Here is a 12,995-nt window from a genome sequence, read left to right on the forward strand (position 1 = left end):
TTTATTGTTCTAAGTAACCTGTATGAGTCGTTGAGCGGTAACACCTATATTATGAATGTTATTTAAAATCTTGTTCTGAGATTTTTCTAGAGCCTAAACTCTCGGGGTAGAAGGCGCGTACTTGATTGATTGGCTGGCACTAAATGCACCAAGAAGCCATTTGCTTATAAGCAATAAAGTTTACAGATATTCCTTGGTTATTCTCAGAAAAACATACCATTCTTTCGCTATATTCTGGCTGTTTACTAAGCACTTCATCATATTGATTTTTAAATTTGATTAAAGGCTCTTTTCGGTACTTACACTGACAGGAAGTTCGTATATCTCTTTCAGTGATAGAGTCACAGTTTTCTCCCTCTGCATCTAAAACAAGAATGGCTTGATTTCTAAGAGCCGAGACTGCTTTTATTTCTGTTTGATTTTCAAGGAAAAGACATTCAGCGATGACATCTAAAGGTGAAAAAAGGAAACTAATAAAATTACGATACTCTTCATAACTACTCGAATGTGAATTGTGCTAACACCAGCAAAGTTATCATGACTGTCCTGATAAGCTCAGAGACTAATACTTTCTTCTAAATCTTAGAGTGTTGGGAAACATCAGATTCTTGTAAGTTTTTTAGTGAGGTGATTTTCAAAGCTAAGTTCTTATGTTGATAGAAATGTAACCGCCTTATTAATCATGACTGTCTTTGTACTTCCCAACTTCAAGTTAGACGTGCATCACCTTTGCTAACCTATTAGTCTCGAATTAAGCGTATTGTTTTTTAACTATCAGTACTTAACTGCTCGACAAACAATATTTCTTTTGTAGATTTAATTTTTATAAATTTATAAGGGTTCGTTACCCATTGTAACGCACCAGGAGTAACATTAAGTTCAATAGTAGCTACTATATGGTCGCCATTATCTACCAGACTAATTAAATTGATGCTAGGTCCTCCCGTGCCTCTAACCCCCATATCAATTAATAAAATAGACTCTTCGTTGAAATTGACATCTGTTGTTAAATCACTAGTTCTTAAAACAAGTTCTTTTTCATAGGCAATTTGGCTATCAATAACAATGGCTGCTTTACTGGTATAATCTCCATATTCGTTATGATCTGACTCATGCAATATTTCGTATTCTATTTCAGGTGAAACAGTAACTGCATTCGCATCTCTTCCACAACTTTGAAAAATGCTAGATACTAAAAATAATAAAACAATATAAAAGAATTTATTCACAATTAAATCTCCATGTATGTGTTGTTCATCATCAGCGTTGAGCTGAATTAGATCTCCAAGTAGTAAATTATCCATAAACTGCTGTTTTAACAAGCTATATATCAAAAATGGAGGGGTATCAATTAAACTAATTTGAGATTTACGGGACTGAGGCATAGCGACCATCCTTGGTTTCAATAAATACATTAAAGCCTAGAACAAAGCTGATTTTTTGTTACTTTTTTAGAATGGGTGTCTAGGTAAGTATTTATTGAAGTTTGTATATCACCGAAAATGGAAAACGACTTAAGATGTAACGACGATGAAACTGCCCCATTTTTGGCCAAAAAAAAGGAAGTTAACGGATAGATTGATAAGACTCTTCTAACTCTTGAATAAAGTCATGCCCTAACCCTTTAAATTGTTTTTGATACCATTCAAATGAGTCTTTAATTTCAAACTGAACATCAGGATAATGGGAAGCATTAACTTAATATTTCGCTTTTAATCTCTTCCCAAGAAAGTCCCTTTACCTTATCTGATTCAAGATCTGCACTACGTGACTCCGCCAACTTCAACCAGTCCGCATCTACATTATCATCTGACTTTGAATTCATCGCAGTAAGAAGACAGTGAGCAGCCAATGCTTTCTCTTTAGAGCTAAGTTGCTCTATATTTTCAAGCATAACTTTCAACGCATCAGACATATAACATCTCCGTTATCGATAAGTATCAACAATAACATTAAAAACATATTAGAAAAGCTAGATATTTTCATGAGTGGCTAGCAATATTTATATCCATAAAAGCTCCAAGACCTTGCTGTTATACGGCACATTTACTATATCTGTATCGTTCAACATGAAATGGGCATAGCGGGAAGTGACGATGAACGAAACACATAAAAATGAGCATTGTGAATATATTGGTTGCGCCACGCCACAAAACAAAAAAGCCAGTGTTATACCTTTCGGTAAAACACTGGCTCAACTAACTGCTTCTGCTTTTATTTTATCTTGTTTTTCTTATCTCTTATTCCTAAAAGCTAGCTATAAAGCTAGGTTTAAATATTCGATTACAAGACTTTATTCTCAAAAGAGGCTTCTTCGTACCAATCTTCCATGTTGTCGTACATTTCGCCTTTCATGATGAAGTAAGGAGATTTGTGATAGATCTTAATATCGTGAAACGGGTCTGTGATGATTTTGCTTGCCCATACTAAACCAGACTGAACACCCATCAATTTGAATAAGTGTACGGTTCTAAATGCGATTGCCCCTAAACCTACCACTAACCAGATTATTGCCATGTTATCGACAAACCCAACAAAGTCCACAGCAGGCGTAAACAGCCCAAAAAAGCTAGGCTCAAAAAACAGCACAATAGGAACCAAAGCCCAAATAGATAACAACACTACCTTGCGCTGTAGGTTGTAACCCACTTTAACGCTTTCTTTGTATTCGTGAGTGGCTTTGTTTACCTTGTCGTAATCTAGTGGCTCAAAGAAAAAGTGCCCTGTTTGGCGTAACGTCATAGCTAGTAACCAGCCCACTAATGCGGCAATAGCAGGGTAGAAAAATACCAATACGTAACTCGCTAAAAAGCACATTGCACTTAATAAATGCAAAAACTGATTGATTCTATTGTGATGATAATAGCGGTGATCATCCCAGCGTTGTTGTTGTAGTTCTTGTAAAAAAGTCATGTTATTGCCTTTGATTATTAATTAAACGTAGAGTGGCCAGTCATTAATGCTTGGCCCATTTTGATAGCAACTCCCTCTTCGATCCCTTCACAGAATTCATAATTAGCAGTTGCGAATAAAATAATGGTGGAGCCATGTTGAAAATATCCCATTTCATCTCCTTTAGAGAATGAAGCCTCACATGGCAATATGTTTGGCCCTTTGTATTTAAGGCTCAGTGTTTCTGACAAAAAATTAAACTTCATACTGGCCACTAAAATAGCGGCCACTGGCACCAAGGTAATGCTGCTATTTGGCTTATCTGAATGTAATTCGATAACCGCCCTTTCATTTTTGCAAAATAGCTTTTCTACCCGTTTTAATGCAACGGGATTAACGTTCCAAGTATCACCAGAAATATAAGACACTCTGTTCACGTCACAGGCAATTGGCGCATGAAACCTGTGGTACATGCTCGACTTTAATCTTAGAGTGACAAACTTGCCGTTTTTGTACTTTTCTTGAAGGTACCTATCGGGTATCAATTCACTAATGTCATAAGGAAACCCTTTAGCCTGAAACACTCTCGAGCCAAGTATTTCACCATGAGCGCCCACAATGGCATCGCATGGACTGGTCACTATATCTTCATCTTGCTCTACGGGGCGCAGCCCTTCTTTAAGCTGCCTAGTAAAGCACTCATCTAAACTATTAAAACGCTGTTTTTGAGCATCTTGAAGGCGTAAGTCCTCGGCAAACAATGACCACACCCAGATAGATACTTTTGTCAGTAATGGGCTTTGAATTTGACTGTACCAGCCAATAAAAAAGGTTAACCAACGCCGCGGAATACGGTTAGTTAGCAAAAAGTTGAGTTGTTCTTTTTTAGTGAGAGCTTGAACCGCGCTATTCATGCTTAAGCAACCGTTCTTTGATTGTTGTACATAAGCGGTAACTCTAGTCCCATGTCACTCAAAAACTGCTGCATGATAGGTTCAGCTTGGTACTGGGTCGCTCGAAGCACAGCTTGCTGGGACATACTGTGTTGCAGAGATTTATCTGCAAAAAAAGTCTCAATACTCTCGGCCATTTCAGATGTTGAATCGACTAAGAAACCACTTTTATGGTGCTCGATAATATCTTTTGGCCCTTTACAGTTGTAGGCAAGGGTTGGCATGCCATGCACAAAAGACTCAAGAATAACGTTACCAAAAGTGTCGAACCGGGAAGGAAATACGAACAAGTCTAGGCTTAAATACAAAGAAGCTAATTCTTTCTTACTTTGCCAACCCAGAAAAATAGCCTCTGGCATAACGGCTTTCAACTCTTCTAGAGCAGGGCCTGAGCCTGCAACCACTATCCTCAAGTCGGGGATAGTTTGCTTGGCTTTCTTGACAATTTCGGGCAAGTCGAAAATACCTTTCTCTTTGCTGATACGGCACGCAATAAAAAGCACTGGGGTAGCATCAGTTGCATTTGGGACAATGCTAGATTTGCTGATTTTGTGAGCACCTAAATCTCTTGGTTGAGTATGATGAGCTGTTAGTAATACCTTTTCTTTTGGTAACTGCATTTCGTGACCAATTAGCCATTCTTTGTGTTCGCTGTTTAGCACAAATACACCATCGTAACGGTTGTATAAGGCCCGCATTAAGCGGCGAATACGGTCACGACCATATTGATTTAGGTCTGTGGTATGTTTAATAAAATCAATCCAGTCGGTGTGCATAAAGAAGTAACTGGGCACATTGAACATCTGCTGAATAAACATAGATACCAAGGCCATTGGCCCTTCGGTTGAACACACAATACGGTCGTAACCACCTTCGTAGAAAATCTTAGCGATTTCCATTAAATCGGGAATACGGATCACTTGTTCTCCGTATTTTTCTAGTTCGAACTCTGTGATGGGTTTAACAACATGCAAGTGTGGTGCAGATTCAGCAGTGCTATGACAAATAAGAAAATCAACGGGTAAATCAGCTCTTTGTACCTCTTTTAGTTTGCCCGACAGTGAATTAGACACACCGTTTTTATCTAGCAAGGTATCGGTAAGGTACAAAGCACGATTGGCGTGTTTGTTTTTACCAATTTGCCCAGCAAAGCGATTTAACAGTGTTCGGTTTTGATATAACACCCGAGTAGAAGCCAAAGTAGAGCCTGCCAAAATCAAGCTGATCAAAATAGGGAATGACAAGCTATCGAGCATTTTCTCAACCCGTACATTACTCATATTGTCTTGGCGCTTTCCATCACCAAAAAACAGCGCTGTTAGCTGACTGGGTATCTCGAATTTTTGCGTCATCTCTTCCATTGAGAAGCTTTCTAACTGTAAACCCTTACTGCCCTTGAGTTCAGCTTCAAGGCGTGTAGCAATAAGTTTGTTTAAGTTAGTAAACAAATCAGCAATGGCTTCGTTAACAGTCTCGGTAAAGGCTTCTGGCCCAAGCTTTTTGCTATCAGCGATTTTTTCTAACTGACCTATACAAAACTTATAATCTTTAGACACTTGCCACTTTAGTAACTTACTTGGCTTTTTGCCTTGTAGCGCCTCGTGTACAAATGAGAAAAACTTCATGGTTTTCTTATGTTTTTGCATTTCAAGCAACAAGTTACTCACTGCAAAACAACCGATTTTGTCCCATGTAGAGCCTCTGTGTAACATAATGCGGAACAAGCCAGGATCTTTAATTTTAGTGGCAACTTGAGAGAAATAATCTAACAAAGCTATGTTTAATTTCTGGTTCTCGCCCACTTGACCAAACGGCGCTACATCGCCTTTCTTAAGGGCTTCTAAGACTAGCTCAGATGCAGGTTGAGTTTTTAGCCGCTCTTGCAGGTTTTCAACATACAACATAGAGCCGCACTGACCCGCAAATATGCCAGTGTGATCATCCGACCCGCCCGTTAACACTTTAGGTTTGTATGGGTCTACGGCAAAATCAGCTGGGTTTAAATCGTGCTTTTTAGCGTAAGAGATAATCTTTGCTGGGGTGAGGCTTTCAACCCAGTTCAGGGTTAACACGCTTTGCCATAGATCACGCTGACCATTTAACACTTCAAACCGAGAAAACATCACAGCAAGTTTTTCAAACAGGTCTAAATCTATTTTTTCGTTACGGGTATAAAAATATAAAGGGTGCGGCATGATCACCGGAATATCTTCGGCGGCTACGTAACGTAAAAAGTCGTAAATATTCTGGCGTTTTTTATTAAGTATAATTTCTTGTTCTTGGGTAAAACCGTAAGTTAAAACATGAATAAACAAATCATATTCTGGGAAAAAACAGGTGAACTCAGACCCAACTAGTACGTCTACACCTTTGGCTTGTAAGTCCCAACATGAACGCGCATTGTTATGGTTAGTTACCGTTACTACATCACTACCGTTTTTCTTTAAAAGATTCACCAGCTTTTTAGTTTTTAGCCAAGTTTCTGGCAAACGTAAAATTCGGCCCCATAACTCATCGGGAATATCACTGTTATGATCGTGACAGTGAAAATCAATTTTTAAGCAATCTTCTGTATTAAAGCGACGGCTTTGTTTGTCTAAAAATTCGTTATATTCGTTTTTTAATGATGCGCGAAAATCATTTTGCGGCATTTGATTTGTTACGTTCAACATACTTAACCCACCTTATCGCTGTTACTACTGATTGAGGGGGCAGAACTCATTTCATTGAATGCACCGCTCGGTTCACTGGTATTGAGGCTTTGATCAATTAAAGGCGAGTCTAAAAACCGTCCCATCGCTGGGAACTTAGTTCTCAACATATCGTTTAAAAATTGCTTTTTTATGGCCTTGTTAGTAAGAGCTGCTGAACTCCACCACCAGCCATCAGCTTGCATTTGTGTAGCGCTCGCAACAAAGCGCTCAATGACTTGCTGAAACTCTTGGTCGGTATAGCTTAAGTTCATGATGAAGCGGCCTGTACCCGTCCAACTTAGTTCTAGGCCTGCATCTTTAAGATAGAACTGCAGCATCCAGTTGTAACGACTCGGCTGGGTATAAATCACAGATAAAATAGAATGCATATTGGTGATTTGAATGGGCAACTTGGCAGCCGATAATGCTTGGTTGAACTTAGCGACCCTGCTGTTCCACACCTGTTCGGCTTTGGCGTAAATCTCTTGAATGTTTGGCTGTTGCACCCGAGTAAGAAATTCGTTCATGGCAGCGATAACATAGGGGTGTGAGTTAAAGGTCCCTCTAGCAAAAGACACATCCACCGGCTTGTCATCTTTAAAGCGTTTCATTAATTGGTGAGTGCCTGTCACTACACCTACCGGAAAACCGCCACCTAGGGTTTTACCATAGGTCACCATATCGGCTTGAATCCCAAAGAAACCTTGGGCACCGCGATGGCTTAACCTAAAGCCAGTAAATACTTCATCAAAAATCAGCACTATGTTTCTTTTAGTGCAAATGGCTCTTATTTTGCCGAGCCACTGTGAGTAGGCTTCTTTATCGAAATGGGTTTGCCTATCGCTTGCCACTAAAGATACATCGGACGCCGAATCAGCGTTGGGATGAAACGCCTGCAAAGGGTTAATTAACACACAAGCTATGTCTTTACGGGTATTGAGTATATGCAAGGTTTGCTCACTTAAATCAGCGAGTGTGTATACATCGTGAGTTTTACGGTTGTTACCAATGCCTGGTTGTACCCCATCCCACCAGCCGTGATAAGCACCACATAATCGAACTAAGTGGGTTTTACCTGTGTGGTATCGGGCTAGCCTTACAGCTTGCATCACCGCCTCGGTGCCAGACATATGAAAAGAAACTTCGTCTAAACCCGAGACTTGTTTAATTAACTCTACGTTTTCGGTAATTAACGGATGATAAGCCCCCAAAACAGGCCCAAGTACTTTGGCTTTTTCTGAGCCAACACTCATGCATTCTTTGTAAAAATCGTAACCAAATACATTCACGCCATATGAGCCAGAAAGGTCATAACGCCAGTTGCCATCGAGATCTTTAACTTGTGAGCCTTTGGTTTCATCGGCGATAGAGCCTAAAGTAAATTCTTTTGCTAACTTGCTACGAAACGGAAAAGGAATACGGTAATGGCTAGTAAATCTAACGTCAGAGACACTTTCTTCTAGTGGCTCATAGCGAGCAATGGTTTGGCTGCATTTAGCAGCTATGCTTTGCTGTAACCGCTGTAAGGCTGCACGGCGCTTCTCTGCAATGTCTTTAGGGGCACCATCTGAGCAAAAATAAACTGAGTCTTGATAGGTAAAATAAGGAATTTTACCGGCTATACGTCGCGACCATTTACTGTGGCCCCGTAACGAAGGGTGTTTGGCTTTTGAAAGTTGCAGTCGAATAGCCACCTTGTAAATAAGGTAAATGCTAATCAGTGCCAAAATAAAATAGTAAATGTTAGTCTGTTGCATGTGACCCGGTTAGTCGTCAGGTTTTGCATAAGCTAGCACGCTACTTTGAATAATTTATTTCAGTTTTGAGACTGTTTTATTACAGTTAACAATGCCCTGAAGCAGGGCATTGTTTCAGCTTGAAGTAATATGATTACTCTGTAATTGCAGCTTCAGGCTTATAGGTTGCCTGATACTTTTTAGCTTCGGTTCTTGCTTTTAACGCGAGCAAACAAGGAGTTAGCACTAAGGTAAGTACTGTAGCAAAGGCCAAACCACCAGCCACTGCAGTAGCCAATTGTGACCACCATTCTGTCGATGGGCCACCTATATCTACATTACGACCAATAAAGTCGATATTGATTTGGGCCACCATAGGCAACAATCCTAAGATAGTGGTTACAGTTGTCATTAACACTGGGCGTAATCTTTGCGCCCCGGTGCGCAGTATCGCCTCCATGTAGGGCAAGCCCTCTTTGCGCAATATGTTGTAAGTGTCAATCAACACAATGTTGTTATTTACTACAATACCGGCCAATGAAATCACCCCAATACCCGACATAACGATGCCAAATGGTTGCTGAAATATGAGTAACCCTAAAAACACCCCTACCGTTGAAAACAGCACCGCACTTAAGATCAGAAAAGCTTGATAGAAACTATTAAATTGGGTGACTAAAATAATAGCCATCACAAATAGAGCCACTAAGAATGCATTAGATAAAAAGGCGGTTGATTCGTCTTGCTCTTCGTTTTGACCTTTCACCATCAAGGTCACCCTTGGATCTAAATTCAAATCAGGCAGTTGTTCTTGTAACTTAGGTAACTCGATACTCAGCAATTCGCCGGGTGCCATATTGGCTTCAACCATAAGCACACGTTGACTATCTATATGTCGAATCAAATCTGTTTTAGGTTGGGGGGTGCGCTCTACAAAGTTAGAAATAGGCACCATGCCATTGGCGGTTTTCATTCTTAACTCATCTAATTTTCCGATAAATCTGGAGTCCACTGGGTAGCGCACCAAAATATCCAATTCGTCGTCTACGTCATCAGGGCGATACTCCCCTATTTTTAAGCCGTTCGTCACAAGTTGTACTGTGCTTCCCACCAAGGTGGCATCTGCTCCAAACCTAGCTGCATCGCTTCTGTTGACCTTAAGCTGCCATTCTATTCCCGGTTTTGGCGCAGTATCACTTACCGCATTAAACTTATCGTTTGCATCTAGCGCCGCTCTGACTTTTAAGGCCGCTTCGTCTAACAGTTCAGGAAACCTTGATGACAGCTGAATTTGCAAATCTTTACCCGACTGAGGGCCGTTTTGATCAAGTGAGATTTCGATGTCCATGCCTGCTAAGTCAGCCACTCTTTGCTGTACTTTTTTGAGCACTTCATCTGAATGTACCCGTAAATGCCAATCAACTAAATTAAGGCGTAAGTAACCTACTCTATCGGTACCTCCACTGCGTACATATAAGGTTTCTATCTCTTCCATATCAAGCAGTCTGTCTTCAACCTTTTTGACAACTTGGTCTTTTTCATAGATAGACATATCACCAGCACTGCGAACCGTAATATTAATGCCTTTTACATCTACATTAGGGAAAAACTGTGTACCTAAACCAGACATGTAATAGGCGCTAAAAGAAAGAATAGCCGCCACTATTGCCAGCAATAACATTTTCCATGGGTGGCGAATAGCGGTATCTAGTACACGAATATATTTACCAGTAAAACCCTGTAAATTACGAATATCGCCATTTTCAGCTTCATGTATTTGTTGTTTATCAAAATCAGAAATATAACGAGGTTTTCCAAATACCCCGCCAAGCACAGGTACAAAAATTAACGCCATAAGCAAAGAAGCAGACAACACCGCAATGAGGGTAAAGGGTAAATACTTCATAAACTCACCCATCATACCCGGCCAAAACATTAGGGGGGCAAATGCAGCAAGTGTTGTGGCGGTTGATGCAATAATAGGCCAAGCCATACGCTGGGCTGCGCGGCTATAAGCAACTTTTTTATCTAGGCCTTCGCTCATGCAGCGGTCGGCATATTCAGTGACAACTATCGCCCCATCGACCAACATACCCACAGCCATAATCAGTGAGAACAACACCACCATGTTTAAGGTGTAACCAAACAAAGAGATGATTAATATCCCTGTCAAAAAAGCACCAGGAATTGAAACCCCTACCAAAAATGCAGTACGCAGCCCTAATATTGCCACTATCACCACTGCCACTAAAATAACGGCACTGGAGACATTATTTTGTAAATCATTGAGCATGGTGTTTACTTCAATACTTTGGTCGCCTGTGTAACTGACCATAATATTCGCAGGCCAAATTGCAGAGGCTTGCGCCGCAGACACCAGCTTCTTAATGTTAGCGACTGTCTCAAGCATATTTTCGCCGGGGCGTTTTTTCACCTCTAACGACACCGAAGATTCACCGTTTAATCGAGCAAAGCTACTTGGATCTTTGTAAGAGCGCCTTACCTGAGCCACATCTTGAAAGGTGATCACGCTTTCACCTTGCACTTTTACAGGCTGCTCCATGACATCTTTTACTGATTCGAACACCGAAGGTACTTTAACCGCGAAGCTACCTTTACCGTTGTCCATAGTCCCTGCAGGAACAAGCTTGTTATTTCGTGACAATAAATTAAGAATATCGGTTTGATCTAACCCGTAAGACTCCATTAAAAGTGGGTCGACTACAATCTCAACGATATCTTCTCGGTCTCCACCTATATCGACTTCAAGCACTTCGCTCAGTCCTTCAAGGCGATTTTTTAGCTCTCGGCCAACCGTCACTAAAGCGCGCTCTGACACAGGGCCCGACAGAACTACGGTAAGCGCAGCTTTTTGCCCTGCTATCGTAACTTCATGAATAGTAGGCTCTTCTGTTTCAGAGGGGAGCTTAGCTTTGGCTACGGTGACTTTGTCGCGCACATCAGCCAAAGCGGCAGCAGAATCTAAGCCAGCTATAAATTCAAGGGTAATGCTTGCAAACCCTTCACCAGAGGTGGCGCTCATTTTTTTTAGGCCATCAAGAGAACGCAGCTCACGCTCCATAGGCTTAACCAACATGCGTTCAGAATCTTCTGGCGATATACCATCATGGGTAATGGACACATAGATGATAGGAATTGGTACATCTGGCTCGGCTTCTTTAGGAATATTTACGTAAGTCACCACTCCAGACACCAACAACAACACAAATATCATCAATACCGTGCGGCTGTGACTTAAGGCTCCGGTAATAATGCTATTCATTGCGTAGCCTTTGAAGATAATGTTTGAGACTCTTTATAAACTTTGTCAGCATAAACCGCTTCAACTTTATCGCCATCACGTACAAAGCCATGACCTAAAGTAATCACATCGGCAGTTTCACCTAAACCCGATAACCACACGCCTTCACTATCACTCTTTACAATATCGATGGGCACAAATTTAACATGCTCATCGACTACAACTTTAACCCCTAAATTACCATCGTCATCTAATGTCATAACCGCTGGAGTAATATTAACAGCCCACGTTTTTTGCAGAGGTAAAGCTAATTCGGTGCTCATACCTGCAACTTGGGAGAAGTCTGGGTTTGGCACAGCCACTTCAACTTTAAAGGTGTTAGTTCCGGCTTCAGAAACACTTGAAATATAGCGAATATTCCCTTGCAAAAAATCACCAGACACCATTCTGCCAGATGCAGGCTGCCCCTTGGTTAAGCTCTTAATATTTGCTTCAGTGACTTGGGCGTTGATCACTAGTGGGTTTAAGTCCACCAGCTCAGCAATTTTATCGCCATCTTTTAATAGATCGCCCACTTCAACAAAACGCTGATTTAAAACGCCATCGAAAGGCGCGATAATTTCTGCTCTGGACAATGCCAACTCATACGCTCGTACGTCTGCTTTTGCCATTTCAAGATTAGCTGTGGCTTGTGCTAACGCGGTTTGTGACTGATAGCCTTTTTCTTTTAAAGATTGAGCACCTTTAAGCTCTACTTCTCTTTGCTCTAAAGTTGCCTTTGCAGCCGCTAATCGACTGGCGGCATCGCTACTTTCAAGGCTAACCAACAGTTGCCCTTTACTAACACGCTCGCCTTCTTGCACATGAATAACTTCGACTAAGCCTTTTACTTCTGAACGTAAACTCGCTATTCGATTAGGCTCGGTGCGGCCATATAAAGTAATTTCACGGGTCACTTCAGACGCCTGCATGCGCTCTACTGTCACTTTTACCAAAGCAGCATCTGCATGGGCTTTAGCTGGGGGCTTTTTATCTTCGGCAGTCAACATACCTGAGCCAACCCAAATGCATAACAACAAAAATATAATCAGCGCAATCCAAGCGGGTTGTTGTCTTAACTTAGTGAGTGTGAAGAGCATTAGAGATCCTTATAAAATTGACCGCGCTATATTAACTAATTTATAAAAAAGAAAGCAGTGAATTAGTGAAAGTAAATGTTACTAAATACGTATTAGATAACATGCAGCAATCTGAAAACTCAAAAACGCAAATCTAAAATCTTATTACGAGTGAAGTCCATGGATTTGATCAGTGTTTAAACAATTTAAATAATGAGTTTTGTTAACCTGTGGTGATTATTATTTAAAGGGTATTAAATATTGAAGAATTATAAAGAACTTATGATTAGTTAAAAGAACCAATCCCCTCGCTAAGCCCTTGTTCTGTGGTATACAATAAA

General features: G+C 40.7%; 8 protein-coding genes. All 8 read right to left on the minus strand.

The genetic code is table 11. The annotated features are described in order from the left end of the window. Nucleotides 1–767: 767 nt before the first annotated feature. The 8 genes from EOK74_RS17300 to EOK74_RS17335 all read right to left on the minus strand — a co-directional run bounded on the left by EOK74_RS17300 (nt 768) and on the right by EOK74_RS17335 (nt 12,675). On the minus strand, nt 768–1,385 hold the full coding sequence (locus EOK74_RS17300; RefSeq protein ID WP_239024152.1) for a hypothetical protein: 618 nt from the start codon (nt 1,383–1,385) through the stop codon (nt 768–770). Between the two features lie 308 nt (nt 1,386–1,693). Next, nucleotides 1,694–1,915: an addiction module protein gene (locus EOK74_RS17305; protein ID WP_133471362.1), complete on the minus strand. Its 222-nt coding sequence runs from the start codon at nt 1,913–1,915 to the stop codon at nt 1,694–1,696. Nucleotides 1,916–2,283: 368 nt separating this feature from the next. Next, nucleotides 2,284–2,913, minus strand: coding sequence for a hypothetical protein (locus EOK74_RS17310; protein WP_133471363.1), 630 nt, complete (start codon nt 2,911–2,913; stop codon nt 2,284–2,286). A 17-nt stretch (nt 2,914–2,930) separates the two neighbouring features. Then, nucleotides 2,931–3,806, minus strand: coding sequence for an archaetidylserine decarboxylase (gene asd, locus EOK74_RS17315; RefSeq protein ID WP_133471364.1), 876 nt, complete (start codon nt 3,804–3,806; stop codon nt 2,931–2,933). A 2-nt stretch (nt 3,807–3,808) separates the two neighbouring features. Then, the gene (locus tag EOK74_RS17320; RefSeq protein ID WP_133471365.1) at nt 3,809–6,517 is read right to left on the minus strand and encodes a glycosyltransferase; all 2,709 of its coding nucleotides are present in this window, start codon (nt 6,515–6,517) and stop codon (nt 3,809–3,811) included. Nucleotides 6,518–6,519: 2 nt separating this feature from the next. After that, nucleotides 6,520–8,295 carry an aminotransferase class III-fold pyridoxal phosphate-dependent enzyme gene (locus EOK74_RS17325; protein ID WP_133471366.1) on the minus strand — a complete coding sequence of 592 codons (1,776 nt, stop codon included), beginning with the start codon at nt 8,293–8,295 and terminating at the stop codon, nt 6,520–6,522. A 133-nt stretch (nt 8,296–8,428) separates the two neighbouring features. Further along, nucleotides 8,429–11,557 (minus strand): efflux RND transporter permease subunit, encoded by a 3,129-nt coding sequence (locus EOK74_RS17330; protein ID WP_133471367.1) that lies wholly within the window; start codon nt 11,555–11,557, stop codon nt 8,429–8,431. Then, nucleotides 11,554–12,675 carry an efflux RND transporter periplasmic adaptor subunit gene (locus EOK74_RS17335; RefSeq protein WP_133471368.1) on the minus strand — a complete coding sequence of 374 codons (1,122 nt, stop codon included), beginning with the start codon at nt 12,673–12,675 and terminating at the stop codon, nt 11,554–11,556. The genes EOK74_RS17330 and EOK74_RS17335 overlap by 4 nt, the downstream gene beginning before the upstream one ends. Nucleotides 12,676–12,995: the final 320 nt, after the last annotated feature.

Source organism: Paraglaciecola marina (genome assembly GCF_004360155.1).
Lineage (GTDB): Bacteria > Pseudomonadota > Gammaproteobacteria > Enterobacterales > Alteromonadaceae > Paraglaciecola > Paraglaciecola marina.